Origin of the sequence: Sedimentitalea sp. (assembly GCF_039973035.1) — a bacterium.
In the GTDB taxonomy this organism is placed as follows: Bacteria; Pseudomonadota; Alphaproteobacteria; order Rhodobacterales; family Rhodobacteraceae; genus Sedimentitalea.
The window spans coordinates 302,700-322,194 of the sequence record NZ_JBDWLR010000020.1; the positions used below are offsets into that span (position 1 = coordinate 302,700).

Annotated in this window: 18 protein-coding genes; 12 read left to right on the forward strand and 6 right to left on the reverse strand. The window is 59.4% G+C overall.

Features of this window, described 5'->3' with window-relative positions:
* The first annotated feature begins 24 nt into the window (after positions 1-24).
* Entirely contained in the window at positions 25-387 is a 363-nt protein-coding gene (locus tag ABJO75_RS04320; RefSeq protein ID WP_348131557.1) for a DUF202 domain-containing protein, read from the forward strand.
* 80 nt (positions 388-467) lie between these two features.
* On the forward strand, positions 468-2,216 hold the full coding sequence (locus ABJO75_RS04325; RefSeq protein WP_348131559.1) for a DNA polymerase III subunit gamma/tau: 1,749 nt from the start codon (positions 468-470) through the stop codon (positions 2,214-2,216).
* 30 nt (positions 2,217-2,246) lie between these two features.
* On the opposite strand, the gene ABJO75_RS04330 is transcribed toward ABJO75_RS04325, so the two are convergent.
* The gene (locus tag ABJO75_RS04330; protein ID WP_348131562.1) at positions 2,247-2,792 is read right to left on the reverse strand and encodes a cysteine hydrolase family protein; all 546 of its coding nucleotides are present in this window, start codon (positions 2,790-2,792) and stop codon (positions 2,247-2,249) included.
* An 80-nt stretch (positions 2,793-2,872) separates the two neighbouring features.
* Here ABJO75_RS04330 and ABJO75_RS04335 point away from each other — a divergent pair, with 80 nt between their 5' ends.
* From ABJO75_RS04335 to recR, 3 genes are all read left to right on the forward strand, one after another.
* Positions 2,873-3,793, forward strand: a complete 921-nt coding sequence (locus ABJO75_RS04335; protein ID WP_348131565.1) for a helix-turn-helix domain-containing protein — start codon at positions 2,873-2,875, stop codon at positions 3,791-3,793.
* Between the two features lie 53 nt (positions 3,794-3,846).
* Complete coding sequence (locus tag ABJO75_RS04340) at positions 3,847-4,191, forward strand: YbaB/EbfC family nucleoid-associated protein (RefSeq protein WP_348131568.1); 345 nt, start codon at positions 3,847-3,849, stop codon at positions 4,189-4,191.
* Between the two features lie 63 nt (positions 4,192-4,254).
* Positions 4,255-4,848: a recombination mediator RecR gene (gene recR / locus ABJO75_RS04345; protein ID WP_348131571.1), complete on the forward strand. Its 594-nt coding sequence runs from the start codon at positions 4,255-4,257 to the stop codon at positions 4,846-4,848.
* A 76-nt stretch (positions 4,849-4,924) separates the two neighbouring features.
* Here recR and uxuA read toward each other — a convergent pair whose 3' ends face one another.
* Positions 4,925-6,139 (reverse strand): mannonate dehydratase, encoded by a 1,215-nt coding sequence (gene uxuA / locus ABJO75_RS04350; RefSeq protein ID WP_348131574.1) that lies wholly within the window; start codon positions 6,137-6,139, stop codon positions 4,925-4,927.
* Between the two features lie 99 nt (positions 6,140-6,238).
* Here uxuA and ABJO75_RS04355 point away from each other — a divergent pair, with 99 nt between their 5' ends.
* From ABJO75_RS04355 to ABJO75_RS04375, 5 genes are read left to right on the forward strand one after another with little or no spacing between them, the layout of a single operon-like run.
* Positions 6,239-6,985, forward strand: a complete 747-nt coding sequence (locus ABJO75_RS04355; protein ID WP_348131576.1) for a GntR family transcriptional regulator — start codon at positions 6,239-6,241, stop codon at positions 6,983-6,985.
* Positions 6,982-7,953 carry a TRAP transporter substrate-binding protein gene (locus ABJO75_RS04360; protein WP_348131579.1) on the forward strand — a complete coding sequence of 324 codons (972 nt, stop codon included), beginning with the start codon at positions 6,982-6,984 and terminating at the stop codon, positions 7,951-7,953. Before ABJO75_RS04355 ends, ABJO75_RS04360 begins: the two co-directional genes overlap by 4 nt.
* A gap of 58 nt (positions 7,954-8,011) precedes the next feature.
* The gene (locus tag ABJO75_RS04365) at positions 8,012-8,515 is read left to right on the forward strand and encodes a TRAP transporter small permease (RefSeq protein ID WP_348131582.1); all 504 of its coding nucleotides are present in this window, start codon (positions 8,012-8,014) and stop codon (positions 8,513-8,515) included.
* Between the two features lie 4 nt (positions 8,516-8,519).
* Positions 8,520-9,797 carry a TRAP transporter large permease gene (locus ABJO75_RS04370; protein ID WP_348131585.1) on the forward strand — a complete coding sequence of 426 codons (1,278 nt, stop codon included), beginning with the start codon at positions 8,520-8,522 and terminating at the stop codon, positions 9,795-9,797.
* A 9-nt stretch (positions 9,798-9,806) separates the two neighbouring features.
* Complete coding sequence (locus ABJO75_RS04375; RefSeq protein WP_348131588.1) at positions 9,807-10,871, forward strand: L-idonate 5-dehydrogenase; 1,065 nt, start codon at positions 9,807-9,809, stop codon at positions 10,869-10,871.
* A 21-nt stretch (positions 10,872-10,892) separates the two neighbouring features.
* On the opposite strand, the gene ABJO75_RS04380 is transcribed toward ABJO75_RS04375, so the two are convergent.
* Together ABJO75_RS04380 and ABJO75_RS04385 are read right to left on the reverse strand one after the other, a co-directional pair.
* Positions 10,893-12,044 carry an amidohydrolase family protein gene (locus ABJO75_RS04380; RefSeq protein ID WP_348131591.1) on the reverse strand — a complete coding sequence of 384 codons (1,152 nt, stop codon included), beginning with the start codon at positions 12,042-12,044 and terminating at the stop codon, positions 10,893-10,895.
* 81 nt (positions 12,045-12,125) lie between these two features.
* Complete coding sequence (locus ABJO75_RS04385; protein ID WP_348131594.1) at positions 12,126-14,219, reverse strand: YcaO-like family protein; 2,094 nt, start codon at positions 14,217-14,219, stop codon at positions 12,126-12,128.
* A gap of 123 nt (positions 14,220-14,342) precedes the next feature.
* Between ABJO75_RS04385 and ABJO75_RS04390 the strand changes: the two genes are divergently transcribed.
* Together ABJO75_RS04390 and ABJO75_RS04395 are read left to right on the forward strand one after the other, a co-directional pair.
* On the forward strand, positions 14,343-17,627 hold the full coding sequence (locus ABJO75_RS04390) for an adenylate/guanylate cyclase domain-containing protein (protein ID WP_348131596.1): 3,285 nt from the start codon (positions 14,343-14,345) through the stop codon (positions 17,625-17,627).
* Between the two features lie 79 nt (positions 17,628-17,706).
* Positions 17,707-18,120: a BMA_0021/BMA_0022 family TOMM bacteriocin gene (locus ABJO75_RS04395; RefSeq protein WP_348131599.1), complete on the forward strand. Its 414-nt coding sequence runs from the start codon at positions 17,707-17,709 to the stop codon at positions 18,118-18,120.
* Positions 18,121-18,178: 58 nt separating this feature from the next.
* On the opposite strand, the gene ABJO75_RS04400 is transcribed toward ABJO75_RS04395, so the two are convergent.
* The gene (locus tag ABJO75_RS04400; RefSeq protein ID WP_348131602.1) at positions 18,179-18,976 is read right to left on the reverse strand and encodes an N-acyl homoserine lactonase family protein; all 798 of its coding nucleotides are present in this window, start codon (positions 18,974-18,976) and stop codon (positions 18,179-18,181) included.
* Entirely contained in the window at positions 18,973-19,263 is a 291-nt protein-coding gene (locus ABJO75_RS04405; RefSeq protein ID WP_348131605.1) for a putative quinol monooxygenase, read from the reverse strand. The genes ABJO75_RS04400 and ABJO75_RS04405 overlap by 4 nt, the downstream gene beginning before the upstream one ends.
* Between the last annotated feature and the right edge of the window lie 232 nt (positions 19,264-19,495).

A 19,495-nucleotide genomic window follows, 5' to 3' on the forward strand; every position in this document is an offset into this window, starting at 1 on the left:
ACTGCCTTTCGGCAACTGTAGGGTATGAGCGATGCGGATGATCAAGCCAAGAGGCGCACCAGATGGGCCGAAGACCGAACTGTGCTCGCCAATGAACGCACGTTTGCCAGCTGGATGGGAACGGGTCTGGGCGCAATCGGCGTCGCCATCGGTCTGAAAGCCGTTTTTGGTGCGTTTGAACCCACTTGGGTTGCCAAGGCCGTCGCCTCCTTGTTTCTGCTCGCCTCGATACTGATCTTCTGGTCAGCGCGTCGACAGGCACACAAAACGCTGAAACGGCTGAGCGAGAACGATGCCGAGGCGCAACCGGTCCGAAACTTCACCATTCTGGCAATAGTTCTGACAATTTCGGCGCTGGCGACCGGCGCAGTTTTATGGAGCCTGTGACCCATCCGGCCTGTCAGCCATGGACGTCACCGACGCCGCCGACTACCTTTCGCTGAAATCCGAATCCTTTAGGACTGTTCATGACCGAAACCGACGCCCCCGCCTATCAGGTGCTGGCCCGCAAGTACCGGCCCGAAACCTTTACCGATCTGGTCGGGCAGAAAGCGATGGTGCGGACACTGAAGAACGCCTTTGCCACCGACCGGATCGCGCAGGCGTTCATCATGACCGGCATTCGCGGCACCGGCAAAACCACAACCGCCCGGATCATCGCCAAGGGTATGAATTGCATCGGACCGGACCGAAATGGCGGGCCGACGACAGAACCTTGCGGCAAGTGCGAGCATTGCGTGGCGATCATGGAAGGCCGCCATGTGGACGTGATGGAAATGGACGCCGCCAGCCGCACCGGCGTGAACGACATCCGTGAAATCATCGACAGCGTGCGTTATCGCGCGGCCTCGGCCCGCTACAAGATCTATATCATCGACGAAGTTCACATGCTGTCGACCAGCGCATTCAACGCGCTGCTCAAGACGCTTGAGGAACCGCCCGCGCATGTAAAGTTCATCTTTGCCACAACCGAGATCCGCAAGGTTCCGGTGACGGTTCTGTCCCGTTGTCAACGGTTCGACCTGCGCCGGATCGAACCCGAGGACATGATCGCCCTGCTGAAACGGATTGCCGCGAGCGAAGCCGCAGCGATCAACGACGATGCGCTGGCCTTGATCACCCGCGCGGCAGAAGGGTCAGCGCGGGATGCCACGTCGCTGCTGGATCAGGCCATCAGCCACGGGGCCGGCGAGACCACCGCCGAACAGGTGCGCGCCATGCTCGGATTGGCAGATCGGGGCCGGGTTCTGGACCTGATCGATATGATCCTGAGGGGCGATGCCGCAGGTGCGCTCACGGAACTCGGCACGCAGTATGCCGAAGGGGCCGACCCGTTGGCGGTGCTGCGCGATCTGGCCGAGATCACCCACTGGGTATCGGTGGTCAAGATTACCCCGGATGCGGCAGAAGACCCGACCGTATCGCCGGACGAACGTGCGCGCGGCAGCGAAATGGCCGCAAATCTGTCTCTGAGGGTGCTCTCACGGATGTGGCAGATGCTCTTGAAGGCTCTGGAAGAGGTTGCCGCAGCGCCCAACGCGATGATGGCGGCGGAAATGGCGATCATACGATTGACCCATGTGGCGGACCTGCCCAGCCCCGAGGAATTGATCCGCAAGCTGCAGAACAGTTCGCCGCCTGCACCCGGCGGCAATGGTGGCCTTACCCAAGGCACAAGTTCGCCTGCGGCGGGCGGCGGTGCCTCTGCTATTTCCTCGGCCCGCGTGGGCAGCAACGGCACCCCCCAAGTAGCTCCGGCAGTGGCGCCAGACAGTGCGCTGGCACATTATCCAACGTTTGAACACGTGATCGAACTGATCCGCGCCCACCGGGATGTGAAACTGCTGGTCGAAATCGAAACCGGCCTGAAGTTGATCAGCTATCAACCGGGGCGGATCGAATTTTCACCCGCAGAAAACGCCGCACCAGACCTTGCACAGCGTTTGGGGACGCGCTTGCAAGGCTGGACAGGAAATCGCTGGGCGATAAGCGTCAGTGCAACGGGTGGCGCGCCGACGATCGCCGATGTGCGAGACGCAGCGGAGAACGCCTTGCGGGAAAAGGCCGAGGCCCACCCGCTGGTTCAGGCCGTCATTGCCCGTTTCCCCAAGGCGCGGATTACCGAGATCCGCACGCCCGAACAGATCGCGGCAGCAGCCAGCGCCGAAGCGCTGCCCGAGGTCGAGGACGAGTGGGACCCGTTTGACGACGGTTGAACCCTTAGCGTCGCGCGCTGGAAACTTCCATCATGACAGCAGGCTGTCCGTAGTCACTACCTTTGCATAGGACATGGCCAGCGGCACCATAAAGGCGGCATGGACCTGGTCCGCGGTGAGCGTCACGCCGTTGAATTCCGCCTCTTTCGCGCCGCAAGCGTCTTCGGCGACGGTCACGTCAAAACCGTGATCTGCAGCGGCACGTGCAGTGGCGTCGATGCACATCTGGCTCATCGCACCACAAATGGTCAGAGCCTCAATCTTCGCCTCTTGTAAAATGCGCAAAAGGTCTGTGCCGTGAAAACTGTTGGCGCGAGATTTGGTCAGGACGGCTTCGGTCGCGACAGGTGCGACAAGCGCATGAATGTCTGCCCCCGCGCTGCCCGGACGAAAGAACGGGGCCGCGTCGCTGGCAAATTCGTGACGGATATGGATCACAAGCGTCCCGTCTTTGCGCGCCGCGCCGAGAAGACGGGCAGCGTTTTCGGCAACCGTTTCCATCCGATGGACCGGCCAGTCGCCACCCGGAAAATAGTCGTTCTGAATATCCACGAGAATAAGAGCGTTGTTCGGCATCGGTCCGTTCCTCTTGTTGTTTACCACTCCAATATCGGTGACCTTGACCTTTCTAACACTTGGCACGTATGACAAAAAATATGCTAAACGTGCCAAATATCGCAATTGCGGATTATCCCGGCGTTCAGAAGGCCTCATTCTATGGGCTCGTCGATCTGTTTGCTTTGATCCCTCGACTGGATCCGACCATCACGGCGCCGCACGTGCAGATCGCTACGCCAGAGGCGCTGCCGACAACACTGGCAACCGCAGTGATTTTTCCCGCATCTCTTGACGGCAGCCGAGGCGACCCCGCGCATCCAATGACCGATTGGCTGCGCCAACAACACGCACAGGGGGCCATAGCCTGCTCGGTCTGTGCCGGAGCGTTTTGGCTGGGCCATGCCGGATTGTTGGCGGGGCGCCCCGTCACCACGCATTGGGCGCTGGAACAGGACTTTCGCGCTCGGTTTCCGGATACCGACGTGCAGGCGGAGCACATTCTGATTGACGATCACGATGTGATCACGGCAGGCGGGTTGATGGCCTGGGTCGATCTCGGACTGCATCTGACCGGACTTTGGTATGGCGGAGAAATGGTGTCGCAACTGGCACGGCATCTGCTGGTCGACCCGGCGGGGCGAGAACAGCGCAATTATTCCAGTTTCCGCCCGCGCCGCGACCATGGTGATGCTGCGATCCTGATCGCGCAACGGTATATAGACCAACAGTTTCAGGACATTCTGACTGTTTCGGATCTCGCCGCACAGGCTGGGGTGCCCTTGCGCAGCTTCAATCGTCGGTTCCAAAAGGCGACCAGACATTCACCGGCGGCTTACCTGCAGGCCTTGCGGGTGGAAAAGGCCCGGGGCGCGCTGGAGAGAGGCAATAAGAGCGTGGCTCAGATTGCCTGGGCGGTCGGATATCGTGACATTCCGGCCTTTGGTCGGGCGTTCCGGTCAGTCACGGGCTTGACGCCGGGTGCTTATCGCGCCCGCTTCCGCACGGGTTCCCCCTTGTAGGGGGCCGTCTCGGACCGTATCTAACCCTAAACCGAAATACATGGAGACTACATATGCTCAAAGGACTCGGCGGGCTTGGCGACATGGCCAAGATGATGAAAGCCGCACAGGAAATGCAGACCAAGATGACCCAGCTGCAGGAAGACATGCACAGTCAGATGGTCACTGGCGAATCCGGTGCCGGGCTGGTCAAGGCAGTCTGTTCCTGCAAGGGCGAGCTGAAGTCTCTGGATATCGACCCGTCGATCTTTAACAGCGATGACAAAGAAGTTGTCGAGGATCTGATCCTGGCCGCAATCAAGGACGCGCAGCAAAAGGCGAGTGACAAGGCCCAGGAAGAGATGGGCAAGCTGACCGAAGGCATGGGCCTGCCCAAGGACATGAAGCTTCCGTTCTAAGTCGGACCTACCGGCGGGTTTGCACGCCCCGGATAATCCGCCTTCCGCCTCGGAGCCTGCCCTATGTCCAGCACCAAAGACATCGACAACCTGATCGAGCTGATGGCAAAGCTGCCCGGTCTCGGGCCGCGCTCGGCCAGGCGGGCAGTTCTGCACCTGATCCGCAAGCGGGCCTTGCTGCTGACGCCTTTGGCAGACAGCTTGCAGATCGTGGCCGAGACAGCACGGGAGTGTCTGAATTGTGGCAATGTGGGCACTACCGACATCTGCGATATCTGTACTGCCGAGAAACGCGCGACGGGTGAATTGTGCGTCGTCGAGGATGTCGCCGACCTCTGGGCAATGGAGCGTTCGGGCGTGTTTAAGGGTCGGTACCATGTGCTGGGGGGAACTTTGTCAGCGCTGGATGCAATCGGACCCGAACAGCTGCGCATTCCGCGCCTGATTGATCGGGTCGCTAGCGAAGGCATCACCGAAGTCATCCTTGCGCTGAACGCAACCATCGACGGGCAGACCACGGCACACTACATTGCCGATCAATTGGATGGACAGGTGCGCCTGACCTCGCTGGCGCAGGGCGTTCCGATCGGTGGCGAGCTGGATTATCTGGATGACGGCACGATCATGGCGGCGATGACGGCACGCAAGGACCTCTAGGCTCGCTATATTCCGCCAATCGGTAGTCTCAGCAACTTGTGGCGCGGTGCCCGACCTGAACACTTTCTCGCCTCGATCAGCCTCCGGCAGCAATCCGCGGTTCCAAGGCAGCAATGATCCCGCGCAATTCCGCGAGCCCTTTTAGGCGCCCGATCGAGGGATATCCCGGCTGCGCCCGGCGGCCCAAATCATCCAGAATGTCCTGACCATGATCCGGACGGAAGGGGATAGAGCAGTCCGCACGACCCGCAGCTTTGCGTCGCGCTTCTTCCTTCAGCGCCGCCTCGACAACGGCGACCATATCCGTATCGCCTCCAAGATGTTCGGCCTCATAGAACGAGCCACGCAGGTTTCCGGATTCTCGCTTTACGTTTCGCAAATGCAAAAAATGTACCCGGTCCCCCAGTCGTTCCATCATGCCTGGCAGATCATTGTCGGGTCGGGCTCCAAGTGACCCCGTGCAGAGCGTGATGCCGCTGGCTGGGCTGTCGATGGCGTCCATCACCATCTTGTATTGCGCTTCGGTCGACATGACCCGGGGCAAACCCAATAGCGGAAATGGCGGATCGTCGGGATGGCAGCAAAGCCGCAGCCCCAGTTCTTCGGCGAGCGGTGCGACCTCGGACAGAAAATCGATTAGGTGCTGTCGCAGCGTCACTTCGCTCATTTCCGAATATTCGGAGAGATGTTCGCGCACGTCCTCAAGGCTGAACTTTTCTGCAGCACCGGGAAGGCCGAAAACGACATTTGCGGTCAACTGTTCGACTTCTTCCTCGGACAGTTCCGCGTGGCGGCGGGCGGCGGCATCTTGCAGCGCATCGTCATAGTCTTCCAGCGCCCCGGGACGTTTCAGAACGTGCAGATCGAACGCGGCGAAATCGATCAGATCAAACCTCATGCAGGTCGCGCCATTGGGCAAACGCCACCCGAGGTCGGTTCGGGTCCAGTCCAGAACCGGCATGAAATTATAGCAGATCACTTTGATCCCCGCTGCCGCAAGGTTCCTCATGCTCTGCTTGTAGGCCGCAATATGTGCACGCCAATCGCCCTGCTGCTTCTTAATATCTTCACTGACCGGAAGGCTTTCGACAACGGACCAGACAAGCCAGGAAGGACGCCCATCTTGCATGATGCCAATCTCGGCCTGCCGCTTAGCTATTTCTTCGGCTGACCAGATATCACCTGTCGGCAGGTGGTGAAGCGCCGTCACGATACCGGTCGCACCTGCTTGGGCGACATCGGCAATGCTCACGCGGTCCTGCGGTCCGAACCATCGCCAAGTCTGTTCCATGAAGTCCTCCGCCACTCAGTATACCTGAACACTATCACCGACCGCCATTGCTGACTAGTATGGAAGTATGGTAACTTGTCGCAGGGAGGACATCGAATCGTGAGACAAGAGCAAAATTCGGACTGGACGCTTGACCTCGCAACGTCGATCACTCCGCAGATTACGCGCATCCTGCGCGAACGCATCATCCAGAACGACCTGAAGCCGGGCGATCAGATTTCGGAATCCGAACTGGCAAGGGACTATGGTGTCAGCCGCCAGCCGGTCCGCGAAGCGTTTATCAAGCTCGCCGATCAGGAACTCGTGGAAATTCGACCGCAGCGCGGCACCATCGTCACACGGATCGGCTACTTCGCCGTTCTGGACGCGCGGTTTCTGCGCGAAGCGATAGAAGCCGATATCGTCAAAATTTTGGCAACCGCCCCTGACGCCGGCCTTGTCGCCGACCTTCGCGAACAGATCGACAGTCAGGCCGCCGTTGGCAACGATGATCCTACGGCCTTCATGCAACTGGACGAAAAATTCCACCGCACACTTGCACATGCCGCCGGCAAAGCAGGCGCGTGGAAGCAGATCGAGGGATTAAAGTCGCAGATGGACAGGGTTCGCTATCTGTCGCTGGGCGAGATTCGTGTGGACAACCTGATCACGCAGCATCGCGCGGTGGTCGAGCAGGTCGCCGCTGGCGACGTGATCGCAGCAAACGCCGCTATCCGCCTGCACCTGCGCGAGGTCCTGAACGACCTGCCCCGGATCATCCAAGGCAACCAACAGTTTTTCGAACTGCCGGACGGGGACATGCCCCCGCCGGTCAATGCACCGATTCAAGGAGGAAACAACGCATGATTTCACACTTTAAACTCTCCGCACTTGCGGCGGCGGTTGCGGCGGTTGTCGCGGGGCCATTGTCTGCACAGGACATGACGCTCAAGCTGGGGCACCTGGCGAACGAAGACAACTCATGGCACATGGCCTCGGTCAAGTTCGGCGAGGAACTGGCCGCGCTAACCGATGGTCGGATCGTCGTCGAAGTATTTCCGAACGAGTCTCTCGGCAAGGAAATCGACCTGATCAACGGCATGCAGCTTGGCACCGTTGACATGACCATCACCGGCGAAAGCCTGCAAAACTGGGCGCCCAAGGCGGCGTTGCTGGCGGTTCCCTACGCGTTCAAGACCATTGACGATATGGACGCCTTCGCCTCTGGCCCGGTCGGAGACGAAATCACCCAGCAGATCATCGAAAAGGTCCAGATCCGCCCCATCGCCTATTTCGCACGCGGTGCGCGCGATCTGACCAGCAACCGCCCGATCACCAGCCCGGCGGATCTGGACGGGTTGAAGATGCGGGTTCCAAACGTGCCGCTTTTTGTGGATGTCTGGAAGGCGCTTGGTGCCAACCCCGGTCCGATGGCGTTCTCCGAAGTCTTTACCTCGCTGCAGAACGGCACGATCGAAGCTCAGGAAAACCCGTTAGCGCTGATCCGGTCGGCGAGCTTTTACGAGGTTCAGAGCTATGTGAACCTGACCGACCACGTGCGGTCGTGGATCTATCTGACGATTGCTGAATCCACCTGGGCCAAGCTGTCTGACGAAGACAAGGCCGCCGTCATGGAAGCCGCTGCACGGGCGCAAGCCTATGAGCGCGAATTGTTCGAGAAAAGCCTCGCTGATGACCGCGCCTTTCTTGAAGAAAAAGGCATGACATTCGTCGAAGTTGACGCCGCCGCCTTTCAGAGCGCTGCCAAGGACGCGGTTCTGGCCAACGTCAATGACGAGATCAAGCCAGTCGTCGAAAACCTGTTCTCGCAATAATCAATGACATGACCGGCACCGGGTTCGTCCGGTGTCGGCAAACGACTAGGGGGCACAGTTGAGATACGCTGAAAAACTGATCCATGTGGTGATCTTGCTGGCGCGCATTGGCGCCGGCTTGGCCTTTGCGATCCTCATGGGAGCGGTACTGATACAGGTGGTTGGACGGCTCACCGGGTATTCACCGGTCTGGACCGAGGAGCTGACCCGTTATGCCTTGCTCTTCATGGTGGCACTGGGCGCGGGGCTCGCCTTTCGCACCGGTGATCTGGTCAATGTCGACGTGATCAGCGAGACTCTTCCCGGCCAGCTACCTCGCTTCCTTCGCCTATTCGCGGCGTTCTGTACGGCAGGGCTGGCCCTGTATCTGCTGCCCCACGCCTGGAAATACGTATCAATCGGCAAGATGCAGACGGCCCCTGCCCTCGGCATCCGCATGGATTTTGTTCACTTCACTGTCTGGTTGATGCTGGCCGGACTGGCGTTGTTCGGCGCCGTGCGGGTCTTTGGGATGCTGTTTGGCATCGACGACGGCAAACCCGAAGCGCTGAAAGAGGACTAGGCCGATGGATATGGCAATTCTGTTTTCGGTCTTTGTTGCCGGGCTTGTGCTTGGCATTCCTGTCGCAATCACGCTGGGGCTGTCGTCGCTTGGCTACATTTTGGTTGCGGGGCTGCCGCCGGTGGTGATGCCACAGAAAATGTATGCCGGGATGGACGTCTTTGTCCTGCTGTCGATCCCGGGCTTCATCCTTGCCGGAAACCTGATGAATCAGGGCGGCATTACCAACCGGATTATCCGGTTCGCAAATGCCATCGTAGGCTGGATCCGGGGCGGTCTGGGGCTGACCAACATTGCTGCGTCAATGCTGTTTGGCGGCATCACCGGCACCGCAGTCGCAGATGCGGCGTCGCTGGGCGGTGTGCTGATCCCTGGCATGAAAAAGGCGGGGTATCCTGCCGACTTTTCCGCCGCCGTCACAGCCGCCTCATCAACCGTTGGCCCGATCATTCCGCCTTCGGTGCCGATGATCATCGTTGGCGCTTTGTCGGGCATCTCTGTAGGCCGCATGTTCCTAGCCGGTGCGATTCCGGGCATCCTGATGGGCGTCGCGATGATGGTGACCGCCTATGTCATTTCAGTTCGCAAGGGATACCCTCATCAGCCATGGCAGGGGCTTGGCGAAGTCGGTCGTTCGTTCGGGGGCGCGATCTGGGCGATTGCGATGACCTTCCTGATCATTTACGGGCTGCTTTCCGGACTGGCCACGCCGACCGAAACCGCAGTTGTCGCGTCAGTCTATGCCTTTTTCGTCGGCGCCTTTATTTATCGTGAATTGCCGCTGCGGGCGGTGCCCCGCATCGTGATCGACAGCGCAGTGTCCGCTGCTGGGATCCTCGCACTCGTCGGTTTCGCGAACGTCTTTGGCTGGATCCTCGTGTCCGAAAGAATCCCTCAGGCGATTGCCAGCGGTGTCCTTAACATCACCGACAACAAGTTCTTTGTGATCCTGCTGATCAATCTGCTCTTGCTGTTCGTTGGCATGTTCATGGAGACGATTGCAGCGCTCATCATCCTGTTCGTCCCGCTCTTGTCCTTGGCCGAGGCGGTGGGCATCGATCCGCTCCACTTTGCGACCTTTGCGGTGCTGAACCTGATGATCGGCCTGACCACGCCACCCGTTGGCGTCTGCCTGTTTGTCTGCGCCAACATCGCGCGGCTGCCGCTGGCCCCGGTCGTCAAGGCGATCCTGCCGTTCCTGCTGACCAACATCCTCGTGCTGCTCGCGGTGTCGTATTTTGCGCCACTCGCCACTTGGCTGCCTTCCGTTCTGATCCCCTGAGAGACGCCCATGAAAACCCGAGTATGCCGCCTTTATGGCCAAGATGATCTGCGCATTGAAACCGAGGAGGTCGCCGCGCCCGATGCTGGCGAAGTTCTGGTCGGGATTGCTGCCGGAGGCATCTGCGGCTCTGACATGCACTACCTGTCGGACGGTGGCATCGGAACAATCCGCGTGCGCGAACCGTTCATTCTTGGGCACGAGGCGTCGGGCCGGGTAGTTGCTACAGGTGCGGGCGTGACACATCTGGCGGCAGGAGACCCGGTTGCGATCAATCCCAGTCGTCCTTGCGGGCATTGCACCTATTGTGCCAAGGGCCTGCGAATGCACTGCCTCCACATGCGTTTCAGTGGATCGGCCATGTTCATGCCCCACCAACAGGGCCTGTTCCGCGACCGGATCGTCATTGATGCCAACCAGTGCATCAAGCTCCCGCAAACCGCCGATCTGGGGGCCGTTGCCTGTGCCGAACCCTTGGCTGTCTGCCTGCACGCGGGCACGATGGCGGGCGATATGGCAGACAAACGTGTGCTGGTCACAGGTGCCGGACCTATCGGCATTCTGTGCGTCGCCGTCGCCAAGCAGGCGGGCGCATCCGAGATTGTCGTGACCGATCTTCATGATGCAACGCTCACCGTTGCAACCGAAATGGGCGCGACGCAGGTGATCAACGTCGTCAGCGCGCCTGCCGAGATCGAGCGGTTCTATGAAGACAAAGGCCACTTTGACATCGCCTTTGAATGTTCCGCCGCCGCCCCTGCGATCAAGACCGCCATCGCCGCGCTGCGTCCGCGTGGCACATTGGTGCAGGTGGGTGTTGCCGGCGACACACCGATGCCGCTGAACGCGATGGTTGCCAAGGAAATCCGCTTTCAGGGAACGCATCGCTTTGACGAAGAGTTCGCGCAGGCGGTCGATGCGATCGTCACCGGGCGCATCGACGTCAGGCCAATTGTTACGACGCGCTATCCGCTGGAACAGGCAGAAGACGCCTTTCGTATGGCAGCCGACCGAAGTCGCGCGGTCAAGGTTCACCTCGTCTTTGATGAGAATACCGCCGCCTCAGTCGGATAACGCCTGAGGCGCGAATACCAATCACGAAAGCCCAAAGAAGTTGCGCGCATTGGTCCCGATTGCGCCGCGCAACCGGGCTTCGGGCAGGTCCAACGCCAGAGTTTCGGCGACGATGTCATCGCCGTGGTCGAGATGTGGAAAATCGCTACCAAAGACCAGATGCTCTTCACCAAGATAGGCGATGGTTTCGTTCAACAGCGGCTCGTCCGGCTCAAACCCGATGATGCATTGTGCCTTAAAATACTCCGACGGTTTTTTCTTGATCGTCCGTGCAACCTCGCCCGCAAGATGAGCGTATTCCAGTTCATCCAGCCGCCACAGCCAATGCACCATCCAGCCGGCGCCCGCTTCGAGAATGGCAACCTTAAGGTCCGGATTGCGCTCAAACGTTCCGCTCTCGAGCAGCGACAGGAACGCCATCATTTGCTCCATCGGGTGCGAACAGGCGTGTTGCGAGAAGCGCGAGGAAAACCGGTCGGCACCGGCCGTATCGGTGCGCGCATGTGCGGCCTCGTGAACCGCCACGCGCAGCCCGTTTTCCGCGCAGAACGTCCAGAATGGCGCATCGGCAGGGTCGCCGAGCAGACGCCCCGCTATCGGGTTGGGACGCACGACCACAGAGGTCCATCCCTGATCCAGCGCAAACCGCGCCTGTTCGATCATCGCCTCCGGGTCATAGCGCGCAATGAGCGCGGCCCCTTGCAAACGTTGCGGATCCGCTGCGCACAGATCGGCCAGCCACCTGTTGTAAGCGTCGGCAAAGGCTGCGGCGACATGCGGCTCGCGATGGGGCATTGCGACGAGGTATCCGGCATAGGATGGCAACAGCAACGCCGCATCAATGCCGTCCTTATCCATCGCCCCCAGATGCCCGGCAGCCGTCGCACCGAGAGCAAGATCTTCGGGGCGATCCACTGCGGCGGCGGCTATTTCGATCTTGGCGCTTTTGGAAATATCCATGACCGGTTCGCCCGCCACCATGAGGTCAGGCGGCAAATGCAGCGGGCCAGATGGGCCATCCACGGTCATCCGTTGCGACAGAGGTTCGCCGCGATCCTGATAGGCCAGTGCGGGAATATAGTCGGACATGGTGGAGGGCAGATATTCCTCCCAAAGGTCCAGCGGCTCGTGTACATGACGATCCGCGTCGAAAATCCAGTACCCATTGCGCACGATGCCTGCCCCTTTTCGCTTTCAACGTGGTGGCAAAGAAACAGCAAAGTGCGCTCGCCGCAATCCAGTTGCCGAGATTCATTACAGAAACAGGTGGGTAGGGTTCAATTCTTGCTCGCGCAACGGCGTACTCCGCCAGCCCATCCGCACCGGAACATCATACAGGCGCCCCGCCCCAAAGCGCGGCCAGAAATGCCGCAGACCGGGGGCAAAGACCTTGACCACCGGCAGCATCGTGTCCGGACGGGTTTGATTCAGGATCAGCATTTCAATACCCCTGTCCCCTAGTTGCTCCGAGGCCCAGTCGATCAGCCCCCCCATGATCGCAACACCGCGAGTGGGGGCATCGACCAGATCGGCCTCGCCCTGTGGGAACAGATATGACTCATTCGCGTCAGCCATGGTCTTCCATGGGGGAGGCCCGTCCCGTCCATTCGCGCGGAACAGTTGCACCAATTCTGTCATCGCCCGCTCAATCGCGATTGCGCTCTCAAAATGGCACCCAAACCCGATGCACCACCGTCCGTCGCTCTTGGCCCGCGCGACCGCCGCAAGGCAAGGTATCGCAAGATCGCCGGTCAGGTCGAGCAGCCAGCAGTCCCAGCCCTGATCGACAAAGCCCTGCGCAAGCTCTCGTACCCGTAGGTCTGCGACTGCCAGCGGATCAAGAGCCGGGCGAGGGATGCGGTTGTACCACCAGATCGCGGTGCTGTCGCGCTCCACCAGTTCCAGCAACGCCTGAACCGTGGCTTCTGCAGGTGTCGATCCGGCGGCGCAGCCATTCGGATCAAATCGCCCGAAACGGGGTTCAGGCGCATTGGCAAAACACAATTCGCGCAGCATCCATTTGGGGCGTCCCTGCGTCACCGACCAGACTGGCACCCAATCCAATTCGCGATCCGGCATGAATGGCTCCGGGACATGGCGTCGATCATCGCGGCTCAGCGCATTCCATTGTTCTCGGTCGCGAAACTGCTCTGCGCTGAACTGCCAAACGGAATTTGGATGTACGGCCTCATCCCCCAACGCCTTGAACGACGCACGGCGTGTTTCGAACCCGTCCGGAAACTGCGCCGACATCCGTTCAACAGCCTCGCACAGCGCACTTGCCTGTGCCTGCGCATCAGTCAGCCCCTTGCCCAGCGCCACGCCGTGGAACGCATCAGGATCTGGTGCCTTGGCACGTGGGACGATCGGATAGGATGCGGCCCAGACATGCCGCGCTTTCGATCCGGCGTTCGCAGGATCACGGGTATCAAGCGGACCGGCGCTGCTTATCAGTCCGGTCAAATCACTCACGAGAGGGCGCAGAGATTCTAGAACATCGCCAACCTCCCGGCTTCTATAGCCGCCAAGGCGGCGGCTGACCGGTGTCTCGGCGCCCAGATCAAGATCACAACTGTGTGCATGGTCACAGGTGCAAGAAAACTCATGCATCATCCGCCCCGCCGGACCGAACTCAACAACACCCATCAGAGGCGCTGCATCGGCCCTCAGATCGTCAACCAATGCCGCCGCAGTCGCGGCCGCATTCTTGGCTAGGTCCAACTGCTCGGGAACTGGTTCGCCAGCGCTCGTGTCGCCAAACTGCGCGAGATAGGTTTCTATCGGCCTGTTCAACTGCATCCGCCGCTGCAGACACGTCAGACAGGCGCCGTGACCAAAGTGTGGGCCATAATAACTGCGTTCCCCGACCAGCTTTACTGGCATCCATGCCCTCTCCCGACTTACGGCTTGAGCAGGGAGCGGGCCAAGATAGTCGGAACACAGGATCAAATCCACCGGCTCAATCTTTGATTGATCGACCGCATCCAGGGTTGCGCGCATAACCGAAAACGCCGCTTTGCTATCAGAAACAACGCGGACTGACCCTATATCGCCGGAAACCACCCCGGTATCGGCCCTCGCCGCCCAAGCCTCGGAGCGGCTTTCGATCACACCCTGCGCCTTCAGCCTCCCCAGTGCGAACAGCACTTGCGCAGCAGGAAACTCTGGCAGGGCAGACACGATCTGCTGTGACTCACGCGTTCCGGTTGCGTTGGACAAGACCGCCGCAACAAGAGGGGACGCTGTATGCTGACTGCCGCGTTCTGACACCAGAAACACGCCGCCACCTGGCGCAGCCATCACCCGCACGCCTCTGGACACCGCAAAATACTCGGTGGAAGTGATCATTTTCCGGACAACCCTTGATAGAACTGTATGTATACACGCAAATCTTATTCCGCTAACATCTTACGTAAACTACAGATCTGTGCGCGGCAAAGTCGAGACACAGGCGCGACGACTAGGGATGCAATGTCTACGGAACTAAAAGAATTTCTGGCTGCGGTCAGGCTAGACCATCGGTTTGACGACTTCGTCGCCAATGGGATTGACATGGACGTCGTCGCCGAGTTGACGGCCGAGGATCTCGGCGAACTCAGCCTGAACATGGGTGAACGCAAGCGGTTTCTAAAGGCGGCCCGCACGATCACGCCATCAGGTACAGCGCCGGTAGCCGGCCCCGAGCGCCGCCAGCTCACTGTCATGTTCGTTGATCTTGTCGGCTCCACCGCACTGTCGGCCTCTCATGATGTCGAAGATCTGCGCACTGTCGTCGGAGACTATCAGACCTGCTGCGCCGGCATCATCAAAAAGCACAACGGCACCATCGCCAAATACATGGGCGACGGTATTCTGGCCTATTTCGGATATCCGAGCGCTGCCGAACACTCTGCGGAACACGCTGCCCGCTGCGGATTGGAACTGATCCGCGAGGTTAATCGGCTGACCCCATTGCCCAATTTACAACTGTCGTGCCGCGTGGCAGCAGCCACTGGCATGGTCATTGTTGGCGATCTGATCGGCAGCGGCGACTCGCAGGAACGGCAGGTCGTGGGCGAAACACCAAATCTCGCAGGGCGCCTGCAATCGCTGGCCAGCCCAGATCAGATGGTGATTTCCAACAGCACCTATCAACTGCTCAAAGGGCTGTTTGAGTGCAGCTCGCTTGGCAAACACGATCTCAAGGGATTTGATGAACCGATCGAGTGCTTTGCGGTGGATGCCGAGCACGAGATCGAGAGCCGCTTTCGGGCCACACGCGAAGGGCGCAGCCTGTCTCCTTTGCGCGGACGCGAAAAGGAACTGGATGCGCTGGTTGCGCAATGGAATGCCTGCCGCAAAGGGCATCTGGAGTCCGGTTTGCTGGTCGCCGAGGCAGGAATTGGGAAATCCCGACTGATTGCAGAGCTTGTCGAGCGGATCTCCGAGAGTCCGCACGAGGTGATCGAATTCTCCTGCCATCCGCAGTTCAAGAACTCGGCTTTGCGCCCTATCAAGAGCTTTGCAGAGCGCCTGTTCGGCTGGATTCGCGGCGATGATGCCAAAACCCGGTTCGACAAGCTCACAGATTATCTCGAACGCCACGACATGGCCGGGGACATCGAAAATTTTGCGTCAACTCTGGGCCTGCCCGCAGAGGGACTTTATGAGCCGCCGACCGAGTCGCCGCAGATCCAGCGTGCAGCGCTGGCAAAAGGTCTGGCGCGGCTGCTGGCAGGCCGGGCCCTCTCGGCCCCGCTTCTTATTTTGTTCGAAGACCTGCACTGGGCTGATACGACGACGCTCGAGGTGCTGGAACCATTGCTGGCGGGTCTCAAAGGCGCGCCCGTGCTGCATGTTGCCACCACACGTACAACTGACGGGCTGGCCCTTGCGCAAGATCAGACGGTCAAGGTGCAGCAGCTCAGCGGAATCAGCGGCGATGCCGCGATTGAACTCACCCAAGGCCTGACCGGCGGCAAGGCCCTGTCCAAGGAGTTGACGAGCCATATTCTGGCACAGGCCGAAGGCAACCCGCTGTTCCTTGAAGAACTGACCAAGAGCCTGATGGAGTCCGACGCCATTAGCGAAGAAAACGGTGTGATCCGGGTCAAACGCAACTCGATCCACTCCGAGATTCCCACCACGTTGCAGGATTCGCTGATGGCGCGCCTTGACCGTGTCGCCACGGCCAAGGAACTGGCGCAGATCGGCGCCGTGGTCGGTCGCGAATTCAGCCTCGATCTACTGTCCTTTGTCTGCGAGCAACCGCCCAACATTGTGGTCGCCGGGGTGTCCGTCCTGGAGCAGGCCGAGCTTGTCTTTCCGGTTGAAGGGAAATCCGAAAAAACCTGGATTTTCAAACACGCACTGATCCAAGAGGCGGCCTATGACAGTCTGCTGCGCAGCCGCCGACGTGAAATGCACGGGCTGATCGCGCAGGCCTATGAAACGACCCGTCTGGAAGACATCGCCAGCCAACCCGAGATTCTGGCCCACCATCTGGGACAGGCCGGCGAACACGGTCGCGCGATCGAATACGGGCTCGCCGCCGGAATGGGCGCCCTTGTCCGCTCCGCAAACGCAGATGCCGTTGCGCATGGCAGAAAATGTCTCGACTGGGTGGCGCGGCTGCCCGACGATCGGGATCGCGGTCGGCTCGAACTCAAGATACAGGCGATCCTGACCCCTGCATTGATGCAATCTCAGGGATATTCCGCCCCTGATGTGGAAGAGAGCACCAGCCGGGCGCTAAAGCTACTGGAGTTGCATGGGGACCTGCCCGAAGCCTTCCCGAACCTCTGGGGGCTGAACATGTATCACCATGTACGCTCAGAACGGAAACATGCGCGCGACGTGGCGGAACGGTTTGTCGGTCTGGCAGAGAGAGTCGGTGATGGCAGCCAACTGGTGGCGGGCCTTCCAACAGTGGGCCAATGCAGTTGGATTGAAGGCAACCTCGCCGATGCCGAAGCAGAATTGCGCCGCGGCATGGACCTCTATGAAGTCGAGGCGCATGGCATGCACGGGGCCATGTATGGTCTGGATTCGCATTGCTACTGTCAACTGACACTGTCGCAAGTTCTGTGGATGACCGGGCGCAACTCTGAAGCGACCGCCGCCGCCGACGAAGCGCTTTCGCACGCGCGGTCCCTGAATCATACCAACACCATTGGGATGTCGTTGCTGTATCGGATCATGCTGAAACAGCAAAACGGCATGCGCGAAGAGGTTGCACATGATGTGCCCGAGGCGCTCGACTATTGCGCAAGGATGGGCGTCAGCACACCAACATCCTATATCGCGATGATCGCGAACTGGGCAAATCGCGATGTCGCCGCGTCGCAGGAGATCTACGAAGTTCACAACATGATCGGCGCGCAGCTTGGCATGACCTACTATCGAAGCCTTGGCGCTGAAAATGCGATTGATGCCAATGACATGGAAACCGCCAGCGCGATATTGAACGTCGCCCTTGATCAGGCACGAAACACCGGCGAGGGATATTGGTTGCCGCAATTGCTGCGCCTCAAGGCCCGTATGGAAACCAACCCCGGTGTCGCCCGCACCCATCTGATGGAAGCCACCGAACGGGCGCGCGCATCCGGCGCCTTAATACTTGATGCGCTGGCAATTATTGACATCCTCTCGCTGGGCGATGCCGATAACGCTTTAACCCTGCGCGCCCGATTGGATGAGCTCATCGAGGTAGACAAAGTTGAACTGCCCGCCTTTGCCTTGAGCAAGCTTGAAAGCCTGAAGGCAGAGGTGATTTGAACACAAGACTGCACGCCGAACGATCAGTTTGGCATCACGACATGACCCTTAGGATCAACAACTGGGAAGGTGACATTACATGACTTGGTTTCTGAAAGATTCAGACAACGCCCTTGGGCACGATGCAAAACCCGGAGCATTGGAATCGACGATGCATTGGCAGGTGATCTGGCCCCGCGCAATTGCCCTTGCCTGGGAAGACGCCGAATTCCATGCCCAACTCAAAGCGGACCCGCGCAAGGCCATAAACGAAAAATTCGGCTATCACCTGATGGATGATCTTGACCTGACGATCGAAGATGCTCCGGCGGATGCCACGTTTGATTTGTCTCAGGCAACGAATTCAGCTGATGCAGAGCGCGACCCCTGGGCTAGCCTGCCGCATATGAAGCTGACGCTGTGCATTCCCCCCGCGCCGCCGGTCGAGCTGCAGGGCGTGGCTATCACCTCATATCAGGATACAGGCCGCACCTATCCGTTCAGCTGCTGCTGACCTCAGCAACCTGATAACGAAAACGACTGCCACGTGGTGCCGCGAGCGCCGCGTGGCGCTACATTTCTACGGTCTTGCAAGGGCCGACATCCAGCCGATGGATATGTGATGCCATGGCTGGAGGAAAATATGTTCGCACCAAGGGGTCGTGGCCGGGAATGATCAACTGGGGCGCCGAGGCCAGACGACGCAAGGTGTCAAAACCGTCCAGCATGTTCTGCAGGTCGACGACAATTGGAAACGGTTTGCGGGCAAACACATTCTCATAAAAATGAGACGCGTCCGAGGCCAAGACCAGCCATCCGGCCTGGGTTCGGACCCGCACGCATTGTAGCCCACGGCTGTGCCCACCAAGGCAATGCACGCTAACCCCTTCGGCAATCTCGGCCGCGCCTTCATGAAACACGACCTTACCCGCATACAGCCGCATGATCGCCTCGCAGACATGCCCGGCTGTATACGGCATCTTCAGTGTTTCGTGACACATACAAGGCCCGGTCGCATAGGCCATCTCGGCCGTCTGAAGGTGCAGCGTTGCATTCGGAAACAGGTGTAATCCGCCCGCATGGTCATAGTGCAAATGCGTGACGATGATCCGTGTAATATCCTGAGGCGCAACACCGAACGGTCTGAGCGCCTCACAGGGATCAAGCCGTATGGGTCGAGCGCGCGCCTGCGCCTCGGTGTCATCATAGCCGGTGTCCACGAGGATGACCTCGTTATCACGCCGCAGCAACCACATGAAATAATCCATCGGATGCGGCGCATCGTGATTGTCGTCAAATAAGAAACTGTCGGTGCGCGTCCGTGCATTCCGGTCGGCGTATTTGATGCAATAGACTTCCCAGTCGCTCATGTCGGAACCTGATCATAGGTCCGTACTTCCTTGGCGGCGACCATCGGCTGCACTCTGGTATCAAAATCCACAAAATGGCGGCTGTTCAGATGGGTTTGGAAGGCAGCCCGGTCCTCATAAAGTTCGTATAGAAAAACCTCCTCCGAACGCTCTTCGTCAGTGCAGACATCAAACCGATGGCAACCGGGTTCTGTTGCAAGCGAGGTTGCAGCGTTTTGCATCATCTCTGGCAGGAACGCACTGATATGTCCGGACTTGATCCGGAAGGTGACGACAACCGCATACATTCTGCATTCCTCCCCCCCAGTAGACGCGCCATGATAGGTCGGCTTTCCAGGGCCAAATACCCACCATAACGCATTCATTTATGTATGCATTATGGTGGCTTATCGTCAACGCTTTGATCCAGCCCCAAGTATTTGGCAGCGATCGGCTATGATGGCTTGGGGCTCGAAATCCGAAACAGCCAACTGACATTTGGGCAGACATTTCCGGATGTTGTGCGCCCTACCCGGCGAG